Source organism: Halarchaeum sp. P4 (assembly GCF_051195175.1).
Taxonomy (GTDB): Archaea; Halobacteriota; Halobacteria; order Halobacteriales; family Halobacteriaceae; genus Halarchaeum.
In genome coordinates this window covers 193,095-215,496 of the sequence record NZ_JBNTKC010000001.1, presented here as the reverse complement: position 1 = coordinate 215,496, position 22,402 = coordinate 193,095, and the positions used below count along the sequence as shown (strand labels likewise).

At 69.4% G+C, this 22,402-nt stretch carries 27 protein-coding genes and 3 tRNA genes; 18 read left to right on the top strand and 12 right to left on the bottom strand.

What is annotated here, in order from left to right:
- Positions 1-20 precede the first annotated feature (20 nt).
- The 5 genes from ACQUS8_RS01190 to ACQUS8_RS01170 all read left to right on the top strand — a co-directional run bounded on the left by ACQUS8_RS01190 (position 21) and on the right by ACQUS8_RS01170 (position 2,802).
- Complete coding sequence (locus ACQUS8_RS01190) at positions 21-653, top strand: uracil-DNA glycosylase (protein ID WP_435095703.1); 633 nt, start codon at positions 21-23, stop codon at positions 651-653.
- A 601-nt stretch (positions 654-1,254) separates the two neighbouring features.
- Complete coding sequence (locus ACQUS8_RS01185) at positions 1,255-2,013, top strand: DUF2064 domain-containing protein (protein WP_435095701.1); 759 nt, start codon at positions 1,255-1,257, stop codon at positions 2,011-2,013.
- Between the two features lie 57 nt (positions 2,014-2,070).
- Complete coding sequence (locus ACQUS8_RS01180) at positions 2,071-2,211, top strand: rubrerythrin-like domain-containing protein (RefSeq protein ID WP_435095698.1); 141 nt, start codon at positions 2,071-2,073, stop codon at positions 2,209-2,211.
- Between the two features lie 44 nt (positions 2,212-2,255).
- Positions 2,256-2,338: transfer RNA gene (locus ACQUS8_RS01175), tRNA-Ser, on the top strand.
- 137 nt (positions 2,339-2,475) lie between these two features.
- Positions 2,476-2,802, top strand: a complete 327-nt coding sequence (locus ACQUS8_RS01170; protein ID WP_435095696.1) for a DUF5785 family protein — start codon at positions 2,476-2,478, stop codon at positions 2,800-2,802.
- Between the two features lie 33 nt (positions 2,803-2,835).
- Here the strand turns inward: ACQUS8_RS01170 and udk are convergent, their stop codons facing one another.
- Complete coding sequence (gene udk, locus ACQUS8_RS01165; RefSeq protein WP_435095694.1) at positions 2,836-3,471, bottom strand: uridine kinase; 636 nt, start codon at positions 3,469-3,471, stop codon at positions 2,836-2,838.
- An 89-nt stretch (positions 3,472-3,560) separates the two neighbouring features.
- Here udk and ACQUS8_RS01160 point away from each other — a divergent pair, with 89 nt between their 5' ends.
- The 4 genes from ACQUS8_RS01160 (at position 3,561) to ACQUS8_RS01145 (ending at position 5,718) form a co-directional block, all read left to right on the top strand.
- Entirely contained in the window at positions 3,561-4,115 is a 555-nt protein-coding gene (locus ACQUS8_RS01160) for a CBS domain-containing protein (protein WP_435095692.1), read from the top strand.
- A 38-nt stretch (positions 4,116-4,153) separates the two neighbouring features.
- On the top strand, positions 4,154-4,669 hold the full coding sequence (locus tag ACQUS8_RS01155) for a GNAT family N-acetyltransferase (RefSeq protein ID WP_435095688.1): 516 nt from the start codon (positions 4,154-4,156) through the stop codon (positions 4,667-4,669).
- Between the two features lie 5 nt (positions 4,670-4,674).
- A tRNA-Thr gene (locus ACQUS8_RS01150) sits at positions 4,675-4,748 on the top strand.
- 106 nt (positions 4,749-4,854) lie between these two features.
- Positions 4,855-5,718, top strand: a complete 864-nt coding sequence (locus tag ACQUS8_RS01145) for a VOC family protein (RefSeq protein WP_435095686.1) — start codon at positions 4,855-4,857, stop codon at positions 5,716-5,718.
- Here the strand turns inward: ACQUS8_RS01145 and ACQUS8_RS01140 are convergent.
- Positions 5,715-7,058, bottom strand: coding sequence for an MFS transporter (locus ACQUS8_RS01140; RefSeq protein WP_435095684.1), 1,344 nt, complete (start codon positions 7,056-7,058; stop codon positions 5,715-5,717). The genes ACQUS8_RS01145 and ACQUS8_RS01140 overlap by 4 nt on opposite strands.
- 120 nt (positions 7,059-7,178) lie before the next feature.
- On the opposite strand from ACQUS8_RS01140, the gene ACQUS8_RS01135 reads away from it, so the two are divergent.
- The 4 genes from ACQUS8_RS01135 (at position 7,179) to ACQUS8_RS01120 (ending at position 11,083) form a co-directional block, all read left to right on the top strand.
- Positions 7,179-7,325: a hypothetical protein gene (locus ACQUS8_RS01135; protein WP_435095681.1), complete on the top strand. Its 147-nt coding sequence runs from the start codon at positions 7,179-7,181 to the stop codon at positions 7,323-7,325.
- Between the two features lie 80 nt (positions 7,326-7,405).
- On the top strand, positions 7,406-8,413 hold the full coding sequence (locus ACQUS8_RS01130; RefSeq protein ID WP_435095678.1) for a DUF5784 family protein: 1,008 nt from the start codon (positions 7,406-7,408) through the stop codon (positions 8,411-8,413).
- Between the two features lie 39 nt (positions 8,414-8,452).
- The gene (locus ACQUS8_RS01125) at positions 8,453-10,828 is read left to right on the top strand and encodes an ATP-dependent DNA helicase (protein ID WP_435095675.1); all 2,376 of its coding nucleotides are present in this window, start codon (positions 8,453-8,455) and stop codon (positions 10,826-10,828) included.
- Between the two features lie 78 nt (positions 10,829-10,906).
- On the top strand, positions 10,907-11,083 hold the full coding sequence (locus ACQUS8_RS01120; RefSeq protein WP_435095672.1) for an HEWD family protein: 177 nt from the start codon (positions 10,907-10,909) through the stop codon (positions 11,081-11,083).
- Here the strand turns inward: ACQUS8_RS01120 and ACQUS8_RS01115 are convergent.
- Positions 11,064-11,288: a TrmB family transcriptional regulator gene (locus ACQUS8_RS01115; RefSeq protein WP_435095669.1), complete on the bottom strand. Its 225-nt coding sequence runs from the start codon at positions 11,286-11,288 to the stop codon at positions 11,064-11,066. The genes ACQUS8_RS01120 and ACQUS8_RS01115 overlap by 20 nt on opposite strands.
- A gap of 83 nt (positions 11,289-11,371) precedes the next feature.
- Between ACQUS8_RS01115 and ACQUS8_RS01110 the strand changes: the two genes are divergently transcribed.
- Positions 11,372-11,941: an acyltransferase gene (locus tag ACQUS8_RS01110; RefSeq protein WP_435095666.1), complete on the top strand. Its 570-nt coding sequence runs from the start codon at positions 11,372-11,374 to the stop codon at positions 11,939-11,941.
- Positions 11,942-11,947: 6 nt separating this feature from the next.
- Here ACQUS8_RS01110 and ACQUS8_RS01105 read toward each other — a convergent pair whose 3' ends face one another.
- Together ACQUS8_RS01105 and dacZ are read right to left on the bottom strand one after the other, a co-directional pair.
- A complete protein-coding gene (locus tag ACQUS8_RS01105) occupies positions 11,948-12,724 on the bottom strand; it encodes a mechanosensitive ion channel domain-containing protein (RefSeq protein ID WP_435095663.1) in 777 nt (258 codons plus the stop codon).
- Entirely contained in the window at positions 12,724-13,542 is an 819-nt protein-coding gene (dacZ, locus tag ACQUS8_RS01100) for a diadenylate cyclase DacZ (RefSeq protein WP_435095660.1), read from the bottom strand. The genes ACQUS8_RS01105 and dacZ overlap by 1 nt, the downstream gene beginning before the upstream one ends.
- Positions 13,543-13,650: 108 nt before the next feature.
- On the opposite strand from dacZ, the gene ACQUS8_RS01095 reads away from it, so the two are divergent.
- Both ACQUS8_RS01095 and ACQUS8_RS01090 read left to right on the top strand, forming a co-directional pair.
- Complete coding sequence (locus tag ACQUS8_RS01095; protein ID WP_435095657.1) at positions 13,651-14,058, top strand: PPOX class F420-dependent oxidoreductase; 408 nt, start codon at positions 13,651-13,653, stop codon at positions 14,056-14,058.
- 54 nt (positions 14,059-14,112) lie between these two features.
- Complete coding sequence (locus ACQUS8_RS01090) at positions 14,113-14,496, top strand: DUF2267 domain-containing protein (RefSeq protein ID WP_435095654.1); 384 nt, start codon at positions 14,113-14,115, stop codon at positions 14,494-14,496.
- A gap of 155 nt (positions 14,497-14,651) precedes the next feature.
- Here the strand turns inward: ACQUS8_RS01090 and ACQUS8_RS01085 are convergent.
- A tRNA-Leu gene (locus ACQUS8_RS01085) sits at positions 14,652-14,736 on the bottom strand.
- 83 nt (positions 14,737-14,819) lie between these two features.
- Between ACQUS8_RS01085 and ACQUS8_RS01080 the strand changes: the two genes are divergently transcribed.
- Complete coding sequence (locus ACQUS8_RS01080) at positions 14,820-15,128, top strand: transcription initiation factor IIB family protein (RefSeq protein ID WP_435095651.1); 309 nt, start codon at positions 14,820-14,822, stop codon at positions 15,126-15,128.
- Between the two features lies 1 nt (position 15,129).
- Here the strand turns inward: ACQUS8_RS01080 and ACQUS8_RS01075 are convergent, their stop codons facing one another.
- From ACQUS8_RS01075 to ACQUS8_RS01050, 6 genes are read right to left on the bottom strand one after another with little or no spacing between them, the layout of a single operon-like run.
- Positions 15,130-15,612: a phosphopantetheine adenylyltransferase gene (locus ACQUS8_RS01075; protein ID WP_435095648.1), complete on the bottom strand. Its 483-nt coding sequence runs from the start codon at positions 15,610-15,612 to the stop codon at positions 15,130-15,132.
- Positions 15,613-15,652: 40 nt separating this feature from the next.
- Positions 15,653-16,216 (bottom strand): helix-turn-helix domain-containing protein, encoded by a 564-nt coding sequence (locus tag ACQUS8_RS01070; protein WP_435095645.1) that lies wholly within the window; start codon positions 16,214-16,216, stop codon positions 15,653-15,655.
- A gap of 59 nt (positions 16,217-16,275) precedes the next feature.
- Positions 16,276-17,349, bottom strand: a complete 1,074-nt coding sequence (locus ACQUS8_RS01065) for a glutamate--cysteine ligase (RefSeq protein ID WP_435095642.1) — start codon at positions 17,347-17,349, stop codon at positions 16,276-16,278.
- 48 nt (positions 17,350-17,397) lie between these two features.
- A complete protein-coding gene (locus ACQUS8_RS01060; protein WP_435095639.1) occupies positions 17,398-18,033 on the bottom strand; it encodes a fibrillarin-like rRNA/tRNA 2'-O-methyltransferase in 636 nt (211 codons plus the stop codon).
- A complete protein-coding gene (locus ACQUS8_RS01055) occupies positions 18,030-18,893 on the bottom strand; it encodes an NOP5/NOP56 family protein (protein WP_435095636.1) in 864 nt (287 codons plus the stop codon). Before ACQUS8_RS01055 ends, ACQUS8_RS01060 begins: the two co-directional genes overlap by 4 nt.
- Positions 18,894-18,941: 48 nt before the next feature.
- Positions 18,942-20,276, bottom strand: coding sequence for a glycosyltransferase (locus ACQUS8_RS01050; RefSeq protein ID WP_435095633.1), 1,335 nt, complete (start codon positions 20,274-20,276; stop codon positions 18,942-18,944).
- Between the two features lie 112 nt (positions 20,277-20,388).
- Here ACQUS8_RS01050 and ACQUS8_RS01045 point away from each other — a divergent pair, with 112 nt between their 5' ends.
- Complete coding sequence (locus tag ACQUS8_RS01045) at positions 20,389-22,389, top strand: glycoside hydrolase family 2 protein (RefSeq protein ID WP_435095630.1); 2,001 nt, start codon at positions 20,389-20,391, stop codon at positions 22,387-22,389.
- The last annotated feature ends 13 nt before the right edge of the window (positions 22,390-22,402 follow it).

The following is a 22,402-nucleotide window of genomic DNA, read 5'->3' as shown; positions in this document are numbered from 1 at the left end:
GCACCGCGATTCCTGATCCGATGGACGCCGAGCAGGAGAGCCGGTACAACCCGTTCGGGATGGACGAGACGTGTCGCAACTGCGAGCGGGTCTGCGACGTCCGCGAGCGCGTCGTGCACGGCTACGGCGACGTGGGTGCGGACTTCGTCTTCGTCGGCGAGGCGCCGAGCGAGGCGGCCGAGCGGACGGGCGTACCGTTCACGGGTGACGCGGTGGGCGAGCGGTTCCAGGACATCCTCGGACAGGTCGGGCTGAACAACTCGCTCCCGGACAGCGAGGAGCCCGAGCTCGAGAACGCCTATCTCGCGTACTTGACGCGGTGTCGCCACCCCGAACGGCCGCCGAGCGACGAGGAGGTGGCAACGTGCGAACCCTTCCTGAACGCGGACCTACGGATGATCAACCCGGAGGTCATCGTGCCGGTCGGCGAGCGCGCACTCGCGGAAATAGGCGAGGAGTACACGACGACTCCGGTGGCGGACCTCGACGTCGTGACGCACCACGCGGAGCGCATCCGCGGGCGCGGCTTCGAGTTGATGCCGATGGTGCATCCGGGCGCGATGACGGACGAGCAGAAGGACGAGTTCGTGACGGCATTTCTGGACCTTCTCGGGACGGATTACCGGCAGACGAAGGGGCGTCGCGGCCGGTAGCGCGGACTTTATTTCACACTACTGTAGCCAGTAATTTTATCCCGGTGCGGGACATACGTAGGAATGCGTCCCGCCGGAGCGCCCCTCCCCGGCGGACGACTCCGACCGCTCTGCGGTCACCCGCTGACGGCCCGCGCGGGCCACCCGCGACCGATTCCCTCCCGGTCGCACGCCCTCCCGTCGCACCGTCCCTCCGTGCGACGCCCGGCGACCCACGCCTCCCTCGACGTGGTTCGTCACGACGGACGCCCGACGCGCCGTCCCGCCCCTCCGGGTCGGCCCGTCACGCTCGCGGACGGCCCCCTCCCCATCCGCACTCGCACGCGGCGACGCCCTCACCGCCGCGCCATCGGGTGGACGCCCTCACCCACCCGTCACCGCACCGGGCGACGGCCCTCACTCGCCCGCCGCACACCACGGACGCACCCACCGCGTCCGCTGCCGCAGTCGTCGCATCCCTCCGCGACGCTCCCACCGTGTCCCCCGCGGCCCTCCCCAGCCCTCGTCGTCCGTGCCGGCGGCCACTCGATCGCCGGCAGTTCTCTCCGTGTCCGCCGCCCGAAAGCGTGCTTTCAAGGCCGCACGACGCCGACGGGTGCGTATGACGCTCCTCGTTGCTATGGTCGACCCGCCCCGCGAGGGCCTCGTGCTCCCCGGCCTCGCGGACAGCGTGCTCACGCCCGCCGAAACCGTCGACCTCTACCGCGCGATGACGAAGGACCTCCTGCGCGCCGGCGCGGACAGCGGCGGCGACCTCCTCGTCAACTACCGGCCGGACGACCTCCTCCCCGAATCCCACCGGCGCGCGAAATCGAGCGAGGCCGCCGTCCGCGAACTCGCCGCCGAAGCGCTCGACGAGGACGAGTTGGAGGAGACCCGCTTCGAGGTGCAGGTCGGGTCGAGTTACGACGCGCGCGTCGGCAACACCGTCACCCACCTCCTCGAACGCGAGGAGGAGTCCTCGGTGGCCGTCGCGGACCCCATCGCGCCCCTCCTCGGGCGCAAGGACCTCGACTCCGCCGCGATGAAGCTCCGCCGGCGCGACGTCGTCCTCGGGCCCGCCGCGGACGGCCGCGTCTACTACGCCGCCTTCTCCGAGCCCATCGACTTCGCGGGCGCGTACGCCGTCCCCGAACTCGACACACTCGCCGCGCGCGCCCGCGACGCCGGCCTCGACGTCGACTTCATCCACGAGTCCGTCGCCGTCCACACCCCGACCGACCTCCGGACGCTCATCGCGCGCGTCGACGCCCGCCGCCGCGCCGGCCGCGTCGTCCCCCAGCACACCACCGAGTTCCTCGCGGACCTCCCGGTCCACCTTACTGAACGAATGGGCAATCGCGTCCTCGAACGTGACTAGCGCAGTAATACGTCATTAAGGACAACAATTTTTGTCGGTTGTCGAGTATCGTTGGTCATGCGGCCAACAGTCGAGGTCGATGGCGTACAGGAGTACGAATGCCTGGAGTGTGGCGCGCGCGTCGCCGACCCGGACGGACGCGTCTGTGCGGACTGCGACAGCACGCTCCGCAACCTCGGCCGCGAGCGCGACCTGTAGAACCGACAGCGATTAGGGGGCCGCGCACTCACCATCAGATGCGCGGCGAGGTGGCGGAGCGGCCTAACGCGCCGGTCTTGAAAACCGGTGGCATTCAGCCTCCTGGGTTCGAATCCCAGCCTCGCCGTTTTACCGAGAACTGCGACGTGGAGTCGTGACTCCGTGTCGCCGTCCCTCTCGCCGCCGAGACGCACAGTCGTCGGTGGCGCGGCGTCGCGTCCGCGGAGAGTAACCGTTTTGGGTACCCCTACCGCACGTCGAAGTATGGAGGACATGTACGACGAGTCGGGCCGTGACTGGCCCCACGACCCGGACGGCGAGAAGGGGAGCGAGGGCGGCCGCAAGTACGGTATGGCGGTCCTCTCGAAGAAGGTCGAGGAGGACGAGGACTTCCCCCTCCAGAAGGACGAGTTCGTCGCCGAGTACGGCGACGACCCGGTCCGCATCAACTACCAGAAGGTCGTCTCCGTCGCGGACATCTTCGAGCACGTCGAGGCCGAGGAGTATTCGGACAAGGTCGACTTCTGGAAGCAGGTCGGCGAGGGCATGCGCGCCGGCGACCTCTGGGACTACCACCCGGGCGGCGAGTAAGCCGTCGTACTGCGGGGCGAGACGCCGTCTACGTTAGCGCTCGACGCCGAGTTCGCGGACGGACTCGGCGCGCACTTTCTCCGCGAGCAGGTCGACAGCGACGCCGTTCGCGCCTTCCGGGACGACGATGTCGGCGTTCTTCTTCGTGGGCTCGACGTAGCGTTCGTGCATCGGCTTCACCGTCGCGCGGTACTGCTCGATGACGTCCTCGATGTCGCGTCCGCGCTCGACGACGTCGCGCTCGATGCGGCGGAGGATGCGGACGTCGGCGTCGGCCTCGACGTAGACGCAGAGGTCGAGGGTGTCGATAATCTCCTCGTCGTAGAGCGCGAAGATGCCCTCCACGACGATGACGTCGGTGGGTTCGACGTGCACCGTCTCGTCGGTGCGGCGGTGTTCGGTGAAGTCGTACTGGGGCATCTCGACGGGGTCGCCGCCGAGGAGGGTCTCGAGGTGGTCGCGGAGGAGCTCCCACTCGAAGGCGGAGGGGTGGTCGTAGTTGGCGTCCGCGCGCTCCTCGAAGGGGAGGTGGCCGAGGTCGTCGTAGTAGTTGTCGATTGGGACGAGCGTGACGGCCTCGGCGCGTCCGGCGGCCATCTCGCGCGCGAGCGTGGTCTTGCCCGCACCGGTACCCCCCGCGATACCGATGGCGAACGACGGCGTTGTCATCGCCGTGTAGAACCCGCCAGAGGCGTTTGAACGACTCGGTTTCGCTCGTGGGGAATACGCTTTTACCGTGGGGTGTGGTACCTGTGGTCATGACACCTGTCCCACTCCGTGACGTGATGGCCCGCGAATACGTCGGCGTCGGCGAGGGCGAGGACCTCCGCGAGACGGTTCGCCTCCTCCGCGAGAACGAGGCGGACGCCGCCGTCGTCCTCGACGGCGACGAGCCGGTCGGCCTGCTGAGCGCCCGCGACGTCCTCGACCACGTGGCCGCCGGCGACGTCGACGACGTCACCGTGGGCGACGCGATGGCCGACCCACCGGTGACGCTCAGACCGGAGGCGACGCTGGCGGACGCCGCGAGCGCCATCCGGCGCACGGGAAGCGACTACCTGCTCGTCGCGGACGGCACCGGCCTGCTCGGCGTCGTCGGGGTCCGGGACGTCACGACGGCGTCGCGCGCCACCGTCGAAACCGCTCCCGACACGGCGGCGTCCGCCGTCGAGAACGGCCCGCCGGACGACCGACGCGGGGCGGAGAGCCAGGAGTTCTCGGCCCAGAGCGTCTGCGAGGTCTGTGGCGGCCTCGCCGAGTCGCTCGCGAACGTCAACGGCCAACTCGTCTGTGCGGACTGCCACCAGTACTGAACGACGGACATAAGTCGCCCGAACGGCAGTCTCCGACGATGGTGCGACGCGCCGCGGGCATCCGTGTCGAACGGCCGACGATGCAGGACCTCGACGCGCTCGTCGACCTCTGGGTCGCGCTCGTCGCCGACCAGCGTGCCCACGGAACCCACCTGCTGCCCGAGGAGAACCGTTCGACCGCCCGCGACGTCCTCTCACAGTACGTCGCCACCGACCGCGTGTTCGTCGCGCGCGACCCCGCCCGCGAGGATCCTGTCGGGTTCGTGATGTATCACGTCGAGAGCGGCCTCTACGACGAGGACGCCCAGCGCGGCGTCGTCGACAACGTCTACGTCGAACTACCCTACCGCGGGGCGGGCGTCGGGTCGCGGCTCCTCGACGCCGCCGAGGACGCCCTCCGCGAGGCGGGCGCGGACGTCCTCGCGATCTCCGTCATGGCGGACAACGAGCGCGCCCGCGAACTCTACGAGTCGCGCGGCTACGGCCCCCACCGCCACGTCATGGAGAAATCGGCGGAAAGCGATACGCAAACAAAGGGGGACGACGAAGAGTAGCGTGCGCCAAGGGAGCTTGGGCGGTTCAAGCACTCGATTTGTAATCGAGAATTCGGGGGTTCAAATCCCCCCCTTGGCTTCCGACTTCTCGTTTAGAATCCAATTCTGCCTTCTCCCGACCGTCCCAGTTGCGACATGCTCCGGAAACCGAACCACTAGAGAGGGGGTCACCCCTACACACGGGCATGACTGAGGGTGGTGCGGGCGAGGAGCTACCGGCGGGGACGCGTCTCGGCCGGGTGGCGCTGACTGTGGGGTCGCTGTCGGACGTCCTGCCGTTCTATCGGGACGTGCTGGGGTTCACGGTGTCGCGCGACGGTGCGCGGGCGACGCTGTCGGCGGGCGACCGGCCGTGTCTGGTGCTCGTCGAGGACGCGGGCGCGCCGGCGCGCGCGAGCGATGCTGCGGGGCTGTTCCACGTCGCGGTCCGGGTGCCGGACCGGGCGGCGCTCGCAGACGTGCTCGCTCGCGTGGAGGCGAGCGACGCGGCGCTGACGGGCGCGTCCGACCATCTGGTGAGTGAGGCGCTCTACCTGCGCGACCCGGAGGGAAACGGCGTGGAGGTGTATCGCGACCGGCCGCGGGCGGAGTGGCCGCGCGACGAGGACGGGAGCCCCGACATCGGGACGCTGCCGTTCGACCGCTCGGGGCTCGCGTCAGCGACGACCGGGCGGCGTGCGCTCCCGGTGGGGACGGACGTGGGACACGTCCACCTCGAAGTGACCGACCTCGAGCGCGCGACGGCGTTCTACGTGGGGGCGCTCGGCTTCCGAATACAGGAGCGCATCGACGGCGGGGTGTTCGTCGCGGCGGACGGCTACCACCACCACGTCGCGCTGAACACGTGGCAGTCGCGCCGTGCGCCCGCGGACCCGGCGGCGCGCGGCCTCCGATGGTTCGAGATAATGCTCCCGGACGAGACGAGTCGGACCGTCGTCAGCGAGCGCGTCGAGAACGCGGGCTACGAGGTCCGAGAGACGGAGCGGGACGCCGTCGAGGCCGTCGACCCCGACGGGATGTGGGTGCGGTTCGTCACTGAACGGCGTTAGTCGGCACCCGCGCTCGCTCCGGCCCGCTCGCCGCCGGTGAGCCAGCCGAGGCCGAGGACGACGAGGCCACCGATGAGGACGAGCGCACCGGCGACTTCGAAGGTGACGAGGTAGCCGGCGCGGGCGGCGAGCCACCCGCCGAAGAGGCCGCCGATGCCGCCGGCGCCCGACGAGAGTGCGGTGTAGAGACCGAGGGCGGCGCCGCGCCGACCGGGGGCGGCGTAGCGCGCGACGAGCGTGTTCGCGGTGACGGCGATGACGGCCCACGAGAGGCCGACGGCGACGTTGAGGAGGGCGACGCCGATGAGGCTGCCGAGCGACGGCGCGCCGAGCGCGTAGGCGGCGACGGCGATGGCGGGGAAGGCGAGCACACGCATGCCGAGCGCGCCGGACTGGAGGCGCCGGATGTTGTAGCGGTCGGCGAGCGCGCCGGCGCCGACGTAGAACGCGGCGGAGGAGAGACTGGAGACGACGTAGAGGACGTAGACGGCGTCGTCGCCGAAGCCGACGCCGGCGAGGAAGTCGGGGAGGGGCGCGCTGAAGACGCTGAAGCCGGCGAAGAAGACGGAGACGGCGGCGAGGTAGACGGCGAGCGGGCGGCTGACGCCGTGCAGGAGCGCCTTCGGGTCGGAGGTGCGCGCGAGCGAGACGAGCCGCCCGGGGAGGAGCGGGCTGAGCGTGCCCCGGACCGTGCGGAGAGTGCGGGGCCGGCGGCCGAGGTCGTCCGCGTCGGGCACGCGACCGGCGGTGGGGAGCCAGCGCGCGGCGGCGAGCGTCGCGGCGACGAGGAGGCCGGCGCAGACGACGAGCAGGGAGCGTTGGACGGCCAGGGGCGAGAGCATCGTCCCGACGACACGCGTCCAGACGGCGCCGAGGACGAGCCCACCGGCCCAGCCGTAGCCCTGATACTTGCTGAGGCGGGCGATGCGGCCGCTCCACTCGCGCTCCGGGGCGTCCGCGAGGACGAGCGTCGTGAAGACGGGGCTGACGCTCGCGACGCAGAGCCAGAGGACGGCGTCCACGAGGACGACGGCGATGACGCTATCGAGGAGCGGGAGAATCGCGGTGGCGACGGCGATACCGGCGAGGCCGGCGAGGCCGAATGGACGGTGACGGCCCGTCCGGTCGACGAGCGCGCCGACGCCGAGCGCACCGGGGACCATCGCGACGGACGTCGCGAACCAGAGGACGCCGAGGTCGAAGGCGTTCCCGCCGAGGCCGACGACGAAGAGCGGGACGAGGAGCGAGATTGCGCCGATGGCGACGTTCGCGCCCGCCCACGCGTAGAGCCAGCGGTCGCTCGCGTTCTGAGACACGCCGAGAGTTCGGAGTGTCGGCATCAAAAACCCCGTGAAGGACGCTCGACGTGTCGGCGGCCCCATGGGTGTCGGACGCCCGTCTACCTCGTTCCCGCCTCGTGGCCGGTGAATAGAAGGGAATGGGTCGCGTCGATTCCGCCGATGCGACTCGACGTTACCGACCCCGACATCGTCCCCGTCTGCAGCGCGTGTGAGACGCCCGGCACGCAGGGCACGCACAAGGGCGCCGACGTGCTCCGCTGTCCCGACTGCGAGGACATCCTCTATCGACCGCTCGCCGGGCGGTGAGAACGGTCGCTCGCGCCGGCAAGAACCGCGATTCTCAGGGGTGACGGAAGACGTAAACCCCACGGAAGACTAGATCTAGTGTGGCACATCCGCTCCGATTCCGATACTCTCCCGAGACGTGGTCGGCCGAGCGCGTCCGCTCACAGCTGCTCTCGGACCTCGAGAGCAACATCGGAGCGACGGCGACGTCGCCGTGGTTCACGCCGCCAGCGGGGTATTCCGCGCGGCGCTTCGAGATGGACAACGGCGACCTCGCACTCTTCGCCTACGACGAGACCGGTGGGGGTGCGTACTGGCTCGGGAACACCGAGACGCCGAGCGCGCTCTGGCGCACGGACAAGCACACCTTCGCGGAGGCGCCGTTCGACGTCTCGCGGTGGGCGCAACGCGAGTTGCTCGCCGGCCTCCACGAGGAGGAGCCGTGGCTCGCGGAGTACACCTACCTCTCGTGGTTCTTCCTCCCGGTGTTCTACTCGAAGGACGGCCGCGAGACGTCCCGCGAGTTCTTCCGCGAGCACGCCGCGGGCTTCCCGGACGCCGAGTGCGACGAGGCGCTCGCGTTCTACGACGGCTTCCTGAAGAGCGGCGTCCTCGAGCCCTATCGGCACGTGATGGCGGGGAAACTCGGCACCTCCGAATACCTCGACTTGACGCGGACGAGCGCGGCGATGGGCGAGTTCGACGCCGCGTGGCTCCTCCACGAGTCGGGCTACGAGATAACGCCCGAGATCGAGGTGGCGACCGGGCACTCGCTCGACTTCCGCGCGGAACGCCCCGGCGAGGACGGCGCCTACCTCGTGGAGGTGACGCGCCCCCTCCCCGTGAACGAACGCTCGGCTGGGACGCCCGCCGCCGCGATTCGCGACACCGTCCAGACGAAGACGAGCGGCCAACTCGCCGAACACGGCGGTGGCGCGACGCTCTTCGTGGACTGCTCGAGTTTCCCCGACGACGACTGGCAGGCGCTCCTCGGCGAGCGCCCGGACGTCCAGCACCGCCCCGCGGTCGTCTTCCGCGTGCGCCCGAGCGGCCGCGTCGAGGGCTACACGAAGGGCGCGGTGCCCCTCGATCTCGACTTCGATTTCTAATCCGCACCCTCAAATGCGAGCGGGCCCCACTTCCTGTGAATGAGCGACGCCGACGGCGAGACGGGGGCCGCGTGGCGCGAGCGCTTCGGCTTCGAGGAGCCGTACGACAACCAGGCGGACGCCATCGAGGCCGCGCTCGACGCAGGGAGGGACAACGGCTACCTCGCGATGGAGGGGCCCTGCGGCACGGGGAAGACGATGGCGGCGCTGACCGCCGCCGCGACCCTGCTCGACGACGGCGTCTACGAGAACGTCCTCGTGGTGACGCCGGTCAAACAGCAACTCCGGCAGTTCGTCGAGGACTTGCGGACGATGAACGCGGGGAGCGACGACCCCCTGAAGAGCGTGGCGCTCGTCGGCAAGCGCGACCTCTGCCCGTACGGCCGGGAGGACGTCTTCCCGGACGACGTCAGCACACACGACCGGTGTGAGGACCTCCGGGAGACGACGGCGGGCCTCGTGGAGGCCGGAAGCGAGGGGGCGCGCTACGACGGCGAGGAGATCGAGGACCTCACCGAAATTCGGACGGACGAGGACGTCGAGGAGGCGTGGTGGGACCCCGTTCGGGCCCGGGATTTGGCGAAGTCCGCGCGTCCGGGGCGCGAGGCCATCGACCAGTCCACGCTCGAAACCGCGGGCGCGAGTTCGCCCTACGTTCCCGTCCAGCCGAGCGCAGATGCAGAAATCGACGAGGACGAACCGCTGTTCTGTCCCTTCGAGGCCGACTGGTACGGCCGGAATCGCGGATCGCCGGTCGGCTTCGACGTCGGCGAGCACTCGGTCGTCACCTCCGAGGACTTCCTGCCGACGGCTGTCGAAGCGGGGACGTGCCCCCACCGCGTGCAGAGCGTCCTGCTGGGCGAGGCGGATATCGTCGTCGGGAACTACAACCACCTCTTCGACCCGCAGAGTCGCCCGCTCATCGAGGGCGTCGTCGGCGAGGACACCTTCGTCATCGTGGACGAGGCCCACCGCATCGAGGAGCGCGTCCGCGACCTGCTCTCCGACCGCGTGGGCCGGCACACGCTCCGCCGGGCGCGCAACGACATGAGCGAACTCGTCGCGCAGGCGACTCAGAGCGAGGGCAACAGGGAGGAGCTCGCCGCACACCTCGCGGACTTCGACGTGACGTTGGACGACGTGAAGCGCGCGCGGGAGTTCTACGACGACGTGGGCGCGTGGCTCACCGGCGAGGTGAGCGAGCGCCTCGCCGATGAGCTCGACGGCCAGCGCGAGTGGCCCGAGCGCGACGTCGAGTTCCCGCTGCGGGACCCGACAGTCGACGAACCAGACGCGCTGACGCGCTGGGCCGAGGAAGAGGGCTACACGGGCGACTTCTGGCGGCGCCTCGTCCACGTCGGGTCGGCCGTCGAGGACGTCCTCGAGGAGGAGGACCGCGCGACGGTCGCCGGGGCCGTCGGGCAGACGTTCACGAACTGGTGGGAGCGCGACCACGCGACCTACTTCCGCGAAATCGAGTTGGAGCACGCGCCGAAGGAGGCGGGCTCGGGCGAGCCGTGGGAGGCCCAGTACACGGCGGGGCTCGTGATGTACAACTGTATGCCGGGCGACGCCGTCCGCGACGTCCTCGCGGGCTTGGGCGGCGGCGTCCTGATGTCCGCGACGCTCGAGCCCATCGACGTCTTCCGCGACGTTGTCGGCCTGAACGCGCTCGCGAACGACCCGGAAGACCCCCGTCCGGTCACGGAGCGGACGTACGACCTGCCGTTCCCCGAGGAGAACCGGGCGTCGTGGACGGTGGCGGCGACGCCGTTCACCGCTCGGAATCGGGGCGAGCCGACGGGTCAGAACACGAATTCGACGCGCGAGCAGTACCGCTACGTCCTGCGGACGGTGGCGCGCAGTCACGGGAACGTCATGGTCTGTATGCCGAACTACCGGGAGGCGGCGTGGGCGGGCGACTACCTCGCGGACGCCACCGAGAAGGACGTGCTCGTGGACGCGAGTTCGAGCGACGAGGAGACCGAACGCCTGAAGCGGGAGTTCTTCCGCGGGCCGGGGAAGGTGCTCGTCACCTCCACGAGAGGGACGCTGACGGAGGGCGTGGACTACGACGGCGACAAGCTCCACTGCTGTGCGGTGGTCGGCGTGCCGCTGGTGAACGTCGCCTCGCCGCGCGTCCGGGCGGTCCGGCGGGCGTACGCGGACGCGTTCGGCGAGGAGAACGCCTTCGCGTACGCGCTGACCGTCCCCGCGGTGCGTCGCTCCCGACAGGCCATCGGGCGCGTCGTCCGCGGGCGCGACGAGCGCGGGGTACGCATCTTCGTCGGCGAGCGCTACACGGCGGACGCCCCGCGGTCGGTTTACGAGTATCTCGGGCCGGAAGAGCGCGAGGAGTTCGTCCGGATGACACCGGAGTTTCTTTCACCGCAGTTCGACCGGTTTTGGGATTAACGACCGTGATGAACCGGTTCAGCGGCGTGACAATCATTGCCGGGGAAGGTTACCCTTTTACGCGTCCACGCCATTCCTATGGGTATGAGTGTCACCATTCGTGCGCCGAACGAGCGGTCCTGTGACCGATGCGGACGACGAGAAGCATGGGACGAGGACGCCGAGGCATGGCGCGTACCCGACGGTGAGGAAGGAGAAGTAGCGTGTATCCACGACTGGGACGTAACGGGCGAGTTCAGGCCGGTCGAGCGGTAACGTATTCCTCGTCGTCTTGTTCGACGACGCCGCGTTCTTCGAGCGTCTTCAGCACGCTGAACAGCGTAATCCGCTGGAGGTCGAGGCCGTCACGGAGTTCTTCGACGGTCGCGCCCTCGTGGAACTGCAGGTAGAGATAGACGAGCTTTCCACGCGGCGATTCCACGGTTTCGGGGAGTCCCTTCGGCAGTTGTCGCGCTTGCATCTCGTTACACACACAGAGGGGTACGACGACCATAAATCCCGGCTACGACAACCGTCGTAATCTCGGGCGCAAACGCCGATTTCATGCCGTGGCGTGACGAACCACGGGACGTGAGTGACCGCCGCCACGACCGACTGGAGCGCCACCCCACCCCGGGAGCGCACAACGCCCTCCGCCACTGGCGCGAGGCGAAGGGCCCGCTTCGGGTCGCCCTCAACTACGCCTGCATCGTCCTCGCGCGCCACTCGCCGAGCCTCCGCCTCAAAGTCCTCCTCTATCGCCTCCTCGGAATGACGGTGGGCGCCGGCGTCGCCTTCGGGTTGGAGGCGACGCCGGACGTCTTCTTCCCGGAACTCGTCACCGTCGAGGACGACGCCATCGTCGGCTACGATACCACCCTCCTCTGCCACGAGTTCCTGCAGGACGAGTACCGGACCGGCGAAGTCGTCGTCGGCGAGCGCGCGATGGTCGGCGCGGGCGCCATCGTCCTCCCCGGCGTCACCATCGGCCACGACGCACAGGTCGCCGCGAACTCGCTCGTCACCGAGGACGTCCCGCCGGAAACGACCGTCGCCGGCGTCCCCGCCGAGCCGGTACGCTACGACGGGGGCAGGGAAGCGGAGGGAGAGCAAGACGACGGCGCGGACGAGTGAGCAGCGTCAGTCGCGTTCCTTGACGACGCCGTGCTCGAAGACGAGGCTGTTGGGCACGACGTACTCGGTGCCGTCGTCCTCGATGTAGGTCACGAAGACGTCCATCTCCTGGACGATGCCGTGCATCTCGCCGATGCGGACCCGGTCGCCGATGCTGTAGGGCTGGTTGAGGAGGACGTAGACGCCGGCGGCCGCGGACGTGAGGAGGTCCTTCGTCGCGACGACGGTGAAGACGATGACGGCGACGACGTACGCCGCGAAGAGGAGGACGAGCGGGAACGTCGCGACGCCGAGTTGGCCGAGCGCCACCAACACCGCGACGAAGACGACGCTGTACTTCACGACGCTCGGCAGGACGCCGATTTCGGGGACTTTCACGCCGCGCAGGCGCTCGGAGACGACGACTTCGACCTTGTCACCGACGATGACGCCGAAGACGAGGACGGCGGTCGCGAACACCACCGCGGGCACGTAGCCGACGAGCCGATACCAGAGCGCCCGGAGCACCACGAGGTCCGTCACCGCGAGCGCGAGCACGACCGCGACGACGTAGATGACCCACGAGGAGATGTGCGCGAGTATCGAGACGACGTCCGTCCCGAAGCGCCGCGCCGTCCGCTCGACGCTCGTCCCCTCGACGGCCTCCGGGACGCCGACGGCGCGCAACACCCGGTCGTTCACTCGCCCCATCAGATAGCCCGCCACGAAGCCGACGATGAGCACACCGACAGCGAGCAGGTAGTCGAAGTCCTCGGCCACGAACGTCTGCCAGTCGACCGGCATCAATACTCCTCCGGGTCGAGTTCGAGGACGAGCTCGCCGCCCTTGAAGGCCCGGACGAGCCCGTCGCTCTCGCTCAACACCACCGCGATGGCGTTCGTCTCGCGCGTGATACCGGCCGCCGCCATGTGGCGCGTCCCGAGGCCCTTCGGGATGTCGACGCCCTCCGCGGACCCCTCAAGGTAGCGGTAGGCGGAGACGATTTTCCCCGAGTCGGAGATGACGAACGCGCCATCGAGGCGCGAGAACTCCTTCAGCATCACGTTCACGATGGGGTCGCCGACGTGGACGTGGCTCTTCTCGAAGGGGTTGTAGGAGAGCGGCCGGGACTTGTTCATCACCTTCCCAGCGTCGCCGACGACGAAGAGCGCGCCCACGGGCTTGCCCTTCTGGCCCTTCCGGCCGAGTTCGATGACGACGTCGAGGACGTCACGGATGACCGACGGGTCGGCGCGCGAGTGGACGAAGAGATCGTAGATACCGGAGTGGCGCTGGGCGTCCACGCGGACGCGAGAGACCGTGTCCTCGCCGTCGCCGAACATCGACGTCACACAGGCGAGGTCGTCGCCGTCCTCGACGTACTCGTTGTCGAGGGCGCCCTCGATACCGAAGCGGATGCGCTCGGACACCTCCGCGAAGGAGAGCGGCAGCTCGACGAACGCCTCGGCACCGACGGAGTTCTCCGCGCCGACGACGACGAGGTCCGTCTCGCTCCCGACGGCCTCGGTCGCCCGCTCGTAGTACGACCCGCTGGGGGAGAACAACACCAGCGCGTCGACGTCCGTCACGAGGTCACCGAGAAGGTCCTTCAGCGCGGCCATTACGTCTACGGACTCGGCGATTCGGGAAAAGGGTTGTGACGGTGTCGGACGCCTGACTGCCGGCTGGCTGCACCCAACAGCTAACTCGGCGTCGGACGAGGCTGGCGTATGGAGCAGATTCCCGAGGCGTTCCACGACCTCTTCGAGAAGCGGACGATCGCCCACCTCACGACCATGAATCCCGACGGGACGCCACAGGCCACGCCCGTCTGGATCGGCTACGACCCCGACGAGGGGGACCTCCTCATCAACACCGAACGTCATCGCCGCAAAGCCCGTAACGCCAAGCGGACCCCGGACGTCGCCGTCAGTATGACCGACCCGGAGAACCCCTATCGGTTCCTCTCGGTGACCGGCGAGGTCGAGTCGGTGTCCGCGGAGGGCGCGCGCGAGCACATCGACGAACTCGCACGACGCTACCTCGGCGAGGAGGAGTACCCGACGCCCGTCGAGAGCGAGCGCGTGATACTCCGCATCCGTCCCACCGACGTGAACGCGAGCGATGTGAGCGACTGAGGCCGAACGGTCGTCAGACTCAACTACCAGCGCCCCGACGCCACTGGCGTATCCATGTCCGCGTTCATCGACGCGCTGGAGCGCCACGGCGACTTCGAAACGGACGACGAAGCACGCGTCGCCGCCCGCGCGACGCTCACCGTCCTCGGTAAACGTATCGCGCGCGGCGAAGCCGAGGACGTCGCCGACTACCTTCCAGACGAGTTCGCAGACGCTGTCGTTCCCGACGAACCCGCAGAACCGGTCGAACTCTCCCACGAGGAGTTCGTCGCACAGGTCGCCGACGTCGCCAGCCTCGCGGAGACGGAGTCAGACCGCGCCTACGACTACGTCGAGGCCACCTTCGGCGCGCTCGCCGACGTTCTCCCCGACGAGGAGTTCGAGGGTATCACGTCCCAACTCCCGCCGGGCTACGACCGCCTCCTCGTCGAAGCCTGAGGGCGGCATCGTCGCTCTCCCGACGGGGAGCGCAGAAAATGCACGGGACCGGATTTGAACCATCGCGAGACGTCGCTCCCCCGGTCGCGCTGCGACTCGCTGGGTGCAACTCCGCTCCGAACGCGCTTCGTCCTCGCGTCGCTCGGACAGAACAGTGCACGGGACCGGATTTGAACCGGCGGACCCCTACGGGACAGCGTCCTAAGCGCTGCGCCGTTGGCCAAGCTTGGCTACCCGTGCGCACTCTGACTGTCGGGGCGAGAACCCTAAGAGCGTGTCGCCTTCGCCGTGCGCTTATGTCGATGCGTCCCGTCACGTGAGGTATGTATCGCGCGGGGGACGCTCTCGACCAGGAGGAGTGGCTGGCGGAACTGGAGCACGTGGGTGACCGACTCGAGCTCGACTCGGAGACACGCTCGACGGCACGCGACCTCTTCCTCTCGACGCTCCCGGAGGAGGAGCGCTCGAAGCGGGCGGCGCTCGCGGCGTCGCTCTACGCGGCGTCGCTCGTCGCGGGCGACCAGCGCTCGCAGAGCGCCGTCGCGGAGGCGGCCGACGTCTCGCGGCTCACGATTCAGAACCGCTGGAAGGACCTGCTCGAGCGGGCGGGACTCGAACCGCCGAGCTGGTAGGCTACTTCTCGCGAGGGGAACGGTTCGGCGTGAGGTTTCCGTGCTCGTCGATTTCGCCCTTGACGATGCGCGTCGAGGAGATGACGCCGCCGTCCTCGGCTTCGACGCGCGGGACGACTTCGATGTCGAGCGGGTCGAAGCCGCGCTCGCGGCGAATCTCGTTGATGCGCTCGGCGTTCGCCTCGGTCTCGGGCGAGCAGACGAGCGCGTCGAACTCGGGTTCGACGGCGATGCCCGTCGGCTCGGTGAGTTCGCGGACCTCGTAGTCGCGACCGTACTCCGCGGCGTACTCCGCGAGTTCGTCCTCGAGGTCGCGTTTTCGCTCCTCGAACGGGCGGACGTAGCGTTCCTCGTGTCGGGTCTTCGGGGCGAGGTCGTCGCTCGTCAAGCCGACGGTGACGTCACCGAGTTCGAACGCCCGCTCGAAGAGCGCTCGGTGGCCGTCGTGGATGGGGTCGAACGTCCCGCCCAGCGCAACGTTCATGTCCCCGACGATGTGGCCCCCGGGTTTATCCGTTGGGTTCTCAGGCGTTCCGAGCGCCGTCCTCGTCGCCCTCCTCGGAGGACTCGTCGGCGCCGGCGTCCGTCTCGGCGTCCGCGTCGTCGGCCTCCGATTCCGCCGCGCCCTCCTCGTCGCTCTCGACTTCGATGCGGACGGGCTGGCTCTCGGGTTCGGAGTCCCGACCGAGGTTGAAGACGGTGTTCAGTTCGTCCTGTACGCTCCCCACGACGCCGCCGACGAGTTCGCTCGGCGCGATGGCGGTGTACTCGTAGGGGTTGTTGCCGGCGCCCTCGCTCTCGCGCTTGCGGCGCTCGACGGTGTCCTCGCTGGCGAGTTCGGCGAGCGCCTCGCGGACGGTGCTCGGGTAGAGACCCGTCCCTTCCGCGACTTCCTCGCTCGTGCTCCAGGGGTGCTGGCGGAGGTAGACGTAGATGCGCGCACGGGTTTCGGTGTCGAGCATCCAGGAGAGGATGTCGACGACGCGGTCGTCGAACCCGGAGCGCGCGCGGTCGGCGCCCTCCTCGATACGGTCACGAGCGCTTCGCTCGCCCTCGTCCTCGGGGGTGTCGGGTGTGTCCTCGGACATAGCGTTGTCTTCGAGGGAACGAAAGCCCCGTGTGCGTAAAAAGCCCTTGCTCGTCGGACTCAGAGGCGAATCGCGTCGTAGAGCGCGCTCGCGCCCTCCGTCTCGTGGACGCGGCGCTGGAAGGCTGCACCGCTCTCGGCGTCGTAGACATCCCGGATGCCCGTGACGCCGAGGCGCTCGCACTCCCGGTCGACGACCTCGCCGAGCGAAACAGTACCAGAACCGTCGCGGGCGATGAAGGAGGCGTCGTGGCCGTGCCGGACGGCGCGCCACTTGTTCTCGTCGAGGAGTTCGCGCCGGTGGCCGTAGCCCTCGCCGCCGTCCTCGTAGCGTTCCGCGAGGTCGATGACGAGCGCGTGGGCGAACTCGACGAGGGCGTCGACGACGGCGGGGTCGTGCTGGGCGTCCGGCGCGCGGAGTTCGACGGTGCCGTGCGCGGAGTGCGGGCGGACGTCCCACCAGATTTCGCCGCGGTCCTCCATCGAGCCGTGTTCGACCATCGTCTGCTCGAAGGCGTCGAACTCGTCGTAGGAGTCGAAGGCGGTCGGCATCCCGGTGGTCGGGAGGTTCTCGAAGACCTTGGCGCGCGCGGACGCGAGGCCGGTATCATGGCCGTTCCAGAACGGCGAGTTCGCGGAGAGCGCGAGCATCACGGGCAAAAACCACCGGACCTCGTTCGCGACCCACATCGCCTTCTCGGCGTCGTCGACGCCGACATGGATGTGGAGGCCGGCAGTCGTGTTCCGGTGCTGTGGGTACTGGATGCGCTCGAGCTGGGAGCGATAGCGCGGCTTCTCGGCGTGCTCGTGCTCGCGCCAGCGCGCGCCCGGGTGGAGGCCGGCGGCCGAGATGCCGTAGCCGTGTTCGGCGGCGTAGCGAACGAGCGCGTCCCGCACCTCGCGGACGGCCTCGCCCACCTCGTGGGGGCCGTCGAGTCGTCGCGTCTGCGTCTCGACGACGAACTTGAACAGCTCGTGGTCGATGCGCTCCGACAGAATCTCGGGCGGTTCGGCCTCGTAGACGAGCGTGTCGCTGCCGGCAGTCGGGAGGCCGTCGTCGTCCACGACGAAGAACTCCTCCTCGACGCCGAGCGTCCCGAGGTCCGTGAAGGCGTCCGGCGAACCCGTCGTCATTCGTCCGGCTTTCGTGTGGGGCGGGTTTATGCGTACCGAACCCGGCTATCAGCGCGGCGACGCGACGACGGCGAGGTGGTCGTCGTGGTAGGGTTCGAGGCGCGCGCGCCCCTCGATGACGTAGGTTTCGCGCAGTTCGGCGAGCACGTCCTCGAAGACGTCCTCGGGGTCGGCGGTGACGTCCTCGCTCCGGGCCTTGATGGCGACGACGAGGCGGCCGCCATCGCCGAGGAAACGCGCGTTCTCGGCGGCGACGCGGGCCTGCCCCCGCGTCGCGATGTCCTGTACGATACAGTCGAGGTCTGCCTCAACGACGTGCGCGTACGTCTCGGGCTTCCGGGCGTCTTTCAGGAGCGGGAAGAGGTAGGGGCGGGACTCGCAGACGTCGAGGAGGTCGCGCGCGGAGCGCGGCGCGAACTCGACGGCGTAGGTCGGGCCGGCGAAATCCGCGACGTGGCTGACCGTCGTCCCGTTCGCGGCGCCGAGATACAGCACCGAGTCGCCGCCCGAGAGGCCAGTGTCGAGGCCTTTCTCGATGGTCGCGCCGAGCTTCGAGCGGTTCGGGTCCCAGCGCCGCCACTCGCCGTCGGTACGCTCGCCGTACTCGGGCGTGCCTTTCGTCGCGAGCGCGGGGCCGTCACCGAAGTCGTGCCGGTCGACGCCCGCGGGGAGGTCGTCGCTCATTCGCCGTCACCTCCCTCGTGGCGCTCTCGAATGGTGGCGATGCGCTCGTCGAGTTCCGCCTCCAGTTCGGGCCGGTAATCACCCGAATAGTGGTCGATGCGCGCGGCGATGGTGAGTTTGCCGGCGAGCGCACGTGCCGCCGACCCGCGCTCGTCGGGGTGCGTGCCCCGAACGTACTCGTGGGTGTAGATGACGCCGTGCTTGGGCGAGGGGGCGTTCCCGCGGAGGTGCGCGAAGAGCGCGTCCTCCGCGCCGAGCACCTGGACGGTGCCCGACGGCATCTTCGCGAGGTCCTCGAGACCGCCAGCGAGTTCGATGAGGCGCGCGGCGAGAACGGGGCCGGCCATCGACGCGAGGTTCGGCGCGACGGCCGGCACCTGTCGGTCAAGGAACTCCCGCTCGGCGTCGCGTTCGTCCGCAAGGCTGACGACGCGCCGCGCGAGGCTGACGACGCGCTCCTCGGCGTCCGTCTCGGGCACGCGGTCGGCGACGTCGCGGGCGTACCCCACGCCCGTCCCGGCGTCGTCGAAGACGGCGCCCGCCCACTCGGCGTGGCGCTCCGCGAGTTCGTTCGTCGTGCTCGCGAGGTCGTCCATCGCGCGAACCGCGTGAATGACCTGTCGGTCGTCGGCGCGCTCGCGTTCGCGGACGGCGCGACGCGTCGCCGCCACTGTCGCCTCGTGGAGCGTCTCGTAATACTCCTCCTCGGACTCGGCGAACCCGGCGTTGACGGCACGTGCCGGCCAGTCGGCGGGCTCCTCGGAACGCCCCTCGCGGACGGATTCGGCGGCTGCGTCCGCGTCCTCGGGGTCGAGGCCCGCGAACCAGCCCGCGCCCTGCGCGGGTGTCTGCTCGCTCATGGGGTCGCTAGGCCGCCCGGTCGTATAGGCGTTCCCGAACGCTCGACGTCAGCGGTCCGTCTTGACGTAGACGTTCGGGCGCCGGAGGACGAACTCCTGGACGAACGCGACGAAGAAGAGGATCGACTGCACGGAGTAGTAGGCAGGGAGGGCGAAGACGACGAGGTACTCGCTCCAGTGGTGGTCGTGGCCGTCGCGGGCGTCCTGCAGGAAGACGAGGACGGCGGCGAGCATCGGGATGACGGTGAACGCCGTCCAGAACGCGGCGTCGTTCGGGAGGTAGGTCCGGGCCTCGAACGCGGGGCTCCAGTTGAACAGCGTGATGGGCATCCCGACGACGAAGAACGCGGGAAGCACCGCGTAGACGTAGGTGTAGACGGCATCGGCCTTCTTGCGCACGGAGGCGCGGGCACGGAGCGGAAAGGAGGGAAGATAGCGGCGCGCGACCTGCATCCATCCCCGCGTCCAGCGCAGGCGCTGGTGCCAGAGGCCGCGCAGGCTCACGGGCTGCTCCTCGTAGGTGATGATGGCGGGGTCGATACGGATATCCTTCCCGACGGTGTGGATGCGGGAGGTCATGTCGATGTCCTCGACGAGGATTTCCTCGTCGAAGCCACCGAACTCCTCGAAGACCTCACGGCGGAAGAACGCCTGGCCGCCGCCGAAGATGGTGAATCCGCCCATGACGTCGCGGGCGAACAGTTCGGCCTTCTCGGTGACGTGGCGCTCGACGGTGGCGAGGAGCGCGACGATGGAGTCCGTCGGGTTGTCGCCGTAGCAGCGCCCCTTCACGCACCAGACGTCGTCCTCGTCGTCGAACCAGCGGACGGCGCGCTCGATGGCGTCCGGTTCGAAGCGGTGGTCGGCGTCGATGCTCGCGATGACGTCGCCGTTCGCGTAGCGGAGCGCGTAGTTCGCCGCAGCGGCCTTCCCGCCGCCGGGTTCGTCGCGCTCGACGGCGCGGATGATGTCGGAGTTCGCCGCGGCTTCCTCGGCGATTTCGGGCGTGCGGTCGCTACAGTCGGACTCGTAGCAGACGATGACTTCGAGTTTGTCACTCGGGTAGTCGAGTGCCTCGCAGGCCTCGAGCGTCGCGCCGAGGACGGCTTCCTCGTCATAGGCGGGAATGACGACGCTCACCATCGGATGCTCGTCCACCGGCGGGAGCGGGCGTGCGGACTCGAAGGAGAGGAGCGGGGAGACGGCGGCGCGAGCGACGAGGCCACAGACCCCGAGCAGGAGGGCGGTGTTCACGAGTCTCGGGTACGTCGCGTCGAACAGCGCCGGGAAGGACACCACGGCGAAGAGCACTGCCGCAGCCCCGGCGTAGGGGAGGAAGGCGCGGACCGAGACGCCGCTACTGTCGAGAGTCGTCGACTCCATAGTTCTCTGTAGCGTAGCCTCAGTGTCGGTATACTTAGTGTCTGCGGAGCAGGAAAGTCAGGATTCCCGGGACGTTTTTTCCGCCACCCTCCGAAGGAGGTGGTGGGTCGCGATGGCCGGCCTCGACACGACGCTGCGGCGCCGCGAGTTCCTCGCCGCCCTCGGGAGCGTCGGCCTCGCCGCGACGGCGAGTCCGCTCGACCGACAGGGGCCGGGCGACGAGGACGAACCCGCGGGGACGGCCGTCCACCGCATCGACGGCTCGCCGGTGCTCTTCCAGTTCGGCCGCCCCGTCCCGAGCGTCGACACGTGGGACGGGAACGGCCCGTCGCGCGACCACCGCTCGCTTGACGGCGAATGGCGCTTCCACTTCGACCCGCAGAACCGGGGCCTCGACGCGGGCTGGCAGGCCCCCGCGTTCGACGACTCGGGGTGGCGAACGGTGCCGGTGCCGGAGCCGTGGGACCTCTACGACACGCCCGAGTTCTGGTCGTACGACGGCACCTACGGCGTCGGGACGGCGTTCCGTGACGGGTACGCGTGGTACCGGACGCGCTTCGACGCGCCCGAGTCGTGGGCGAGGATGACGACGCAGCTCGGCTTCCTCGGCGCGAACGTCACCGCGGACGTCTACCTGAACGGCGTGCACCTCGGCACGCATCAGGGCGCGGACGTGCCGTTCGTCCTCGATGCCGAACGCGCGCTCCGTCCGGGCGCGGAGAACGTCCTCGCGGTGCGCTGTCACCGCCGGCGCTGGTGGTCGTCGTACACCGCGTCGGTGCCGGTGCCGGTGAGCGACGCGACGGACGTCCCGCCGAACCCCGTCGACTACTGGCCGTACGCCGGCCTCGTGCGCGGCGTCTACCTCGAAGCCACGCCCCGGGTCTCGGTGCGCAAACTCCTCGTGGACGCCCGAGAGGGCGAACTCGCCGTAGACGCCGTGCTCGTCAACCACCGCGAGGAAGCGGTCACGACGACGCTCCGCCTCGACCCCGGCGACGGAACGGGCGGCGAAGTAGTGACGCGCGACGTCACCATCGCGCCGGGCGACGTGCGCGTGCCGACGCTCACCGCGTCGATTCCCGACGCCGACGCGTGGACCCTCGACTCCCCGACGACCTACGAGGCGCGCGCGACACTCGACGGCGGGACCGAGACGGACAGCCTCGCGACGACGTACGGCGTCCGCACGGTCGCCACAGCGGGCAGTCGCCTCCGCGTGAACGGTGACCCCGTCTTCCTGAAAGCGACAAACTGGCACGAGGAGGACCCGCCGCGCGCTCGCTCGCTCATCGACGGGGGCTACAAGCGCGTCCTCGACCGGGCGGCCGACCTCGGGGTGAACATGCTGCGCAACAGCCACTACACGCGCCACCCGGCGTTCTACGAGACGGCGGACGAGCGCGGCGTCCACGTCGTCGACGAGGCGCAGAACGTCTGGCTCCGCCCGAGCCAGCAGTGGGTGCAGTTGCGCGACTACGGCCTCTCGCGCGCGCTCGTCGCCGCGATGGTGTGGCATCAGCACAACCACCCGTCGGTCGCCCTCTGGTCGCTCCAGAACGAGTCGACGGCGAACGACTGGGTGTACGCGGAGTGGATTCGGGACCTGCGCGAGGCCGCGCGGACGCTCGACAGGCAGGCACGGCCAATCACGTGGGCGGCCGCGCACCCCGACGACCCTGCCTACGAGTTCGCGGACGTCCTCGGGTTGAACGAGTACTTCGGGTTCTTCTACGGCGAGAACGACGACCTCGGCCCGGCGCTCGACGCCCTGCACGAGCGACACCCCCAGAAACCGATTCTGGTGACGGAGAACGGGACGTGGTCGGCGCCCGAACTCCGCGGACCGCCGTCGAACGCCGCGAGCGAGGCGGGGACGCCCGAGTGGCAGGCCGCCGCGCTCCGCTCGCACTGGCAGCAGGTGACCGACGTCGAACGAGTCGACTACATGGCCGGCTACACGTTCTGGGTCCTGCGGGACTACAAGCAGCGCAACAACTACAACCGCTTCGAGTACAACGGCGTCTCGACGATGGGGTTGCGCTCGCTCGACGGCGAGACGGCGACGCTCGCCTACGACACCTACCGGGACGCCGTCAACCCCCGGGAGTGAGCGCCACCACGAT

Coding starts and splice junctions, on each gene's coding strand:
- ACQUS8_RS01190 (WP_435095703.1), top strand. CDS start 21: ATGGACGCCGAGCAGGAGAGCCGGTACAACCCGTTCGGGATGGACGAG.
- ACQUS8_RS01185 (WP_435095701.1), top strand. CDS start 1,255: ATGACGCTCCTCGTTGCTATGGTCGACCCGCCCCGCGAGGGCCTCGTG.
- ACQUS8_RS01180 (WP_435095698.1), top strand. CDS start 2,071: ATGCGGCCAACAGTCGAGGTCGATGGCGTACAGGAGTACGAATGCCTG.
- ACQUS8_RS01170 (WP_435095696.1), top strand. CDS start 2,476: ATGGAGGACATGTACGACGAGTCGGGCCGTGACTGGCCCCACGACCCG.
- udk (WP_435095694.1), bottom strand. CDS start 3,471: ATGACAACGCCGTCGTTCGCCATCGGTATCGCGGGGGGTACCGGTGCG.
- ACQUS8_RS01160 (WP_435095692.1), top strand. CDS start 3,561: ATGACACCTGTCCCACTCCGTGACGTGATGGCCCGCGAATACGTCGGC.
- ACQUS8_RS01155 (WP_435095688.1), top strand. CDS start 4,154: ATGGTGCGACGCGCCGCGGGCATCCGTGTCGAACGGCCGACGATGCAG.
- ACQUS8_RS01145 (WP_435095686.1), top strand. CDS start 4,855: ATGACTGAGGGTGGTGCGGGCGAGGAGCTACCGGCGGGGACGCGTCTC.
- ACQUS8_RS01140 (WP_435095684.1), bottom strand. CDS start 7,058: ATGCCGACACTCCGAACTCTCGGCGTGTCTCAGAACGCGAGCGACCGC.
- ACQUS8_RS01135 (WP_435095681.1), top strand. CDS start 7,179: ATGCGACTCGACGTTACCGACCCCGACATCGTCCCCGTCTGCAGCGCG.
- ACQUS8_RS01125 (WP_435095675.1), top strand. CDS start 8,453: ATGAGCGACGCCGACGGCGAGACGGGGGCCGCGTGGCGCGAGCGCTTC.
- ACQUS8_RS01120 (WP_435095672.1), top strand. CDS start 10,907: ATGGGTATGAGTGTCACCATTCGTGCGCCGAACGAGCGGTCCTGTGAC.
- ACQUS8_RS01115 (WP_435095669.1), bottom strand. CDS start 11,288: ATGCAAGCGCGACAACTGCCGAAGGGACTCCCCGAAACCGTGGAATCG.
- ACQUS8_RS01110 (WP_435095666.1), top strand. CDS start 11,372: ATGCCGTGGCGTGACGAACCACGGGACGTGAGTGACCGCCGCCACGAC.
- ACQUS8_RS01105 (WP_435095663.1), bottom strand. CDS start 12,724: ATGCCGGTCGACTGGCAGACGTTCGTGGCCGAGGACTTCGACTACCTG.
- dacZ (WP_435095660.1), bottom strand. CDS start 13,542: ATGGCCGCGCTGAAGGACCTTCTCGGTGACCTCGTGACGGACGTCGAC.
- ACQUS8_RS01095 (WP_435095657.1), top strand. CDS start 13,651: ATGGAGCAGATTCCCGAGGCGTTCCACGACCTCTTCGAGAAGCGGACG.
- ACQUS8_RS01090 (WP_435095654.1), top strand. CDS start 14,113: ATGTCCGCGTTCATCGACGCGCTGGAGCGCCACGGCGACTTCGAAACG.
- ACQUS8_RS01080 (WP_435095651.1), top strand. CDS start 14,820: ATGTATCGCGCGGGGGACGCTCTCGACCAGGAGGAGTGGCTGGCGGAA.
- ACQUS8_RS01075 (WP_435095648.1), bottom strand. CDS start 15,612: ATGAACGTTGCGCTGGGCGGGACGTTCGACCCCATCCACGACGGCCAC.
- ACQUS8_RS01070 (WP_435095645.1), bottom strand. CDS start 16,216: ATGTCCGAGGACACACCCGACACCCCCGAGGACGAGGGCGAGCGAAGC.
- ACQUS8_RS01065 (WP_435095642.1), bottom strand. CDS start 17,349: ATGACGACGGGTTCGCCGGACGCCTTCACGGACCTCGGGACGCTCGGC.
- ACQUS8_RS01060 (WP_435095639.1), bottom strand. CDS start 18,033: ATGAGCGACGACCTCCCCGCGGGCGTCGACCGGCACGACTTCGGTGAC.
- ACQUS8_RS01055 (WP_435095636.1), bottom strand. CDS start 18,893: ATGAGCGAGCAGACACCCGCGCAGGGCGCGGGCTGGTTCGCGGGCCTC.
- ACQUS8_RS01050 (WP_435095633.1), bottom strand. CDS start 20,276: ATGGAGTCGACGACTCTCGACAGTAGCGGCGTCTCGGTCCGCGCCTTC.
- ACQUS8_RS01045 (WP_435095630.1), top strand. CDS start 20,389: ATGGCCGGCCTCGACACGACGCTGCGGCGCCGCGAGTTCCTCGCCGCC.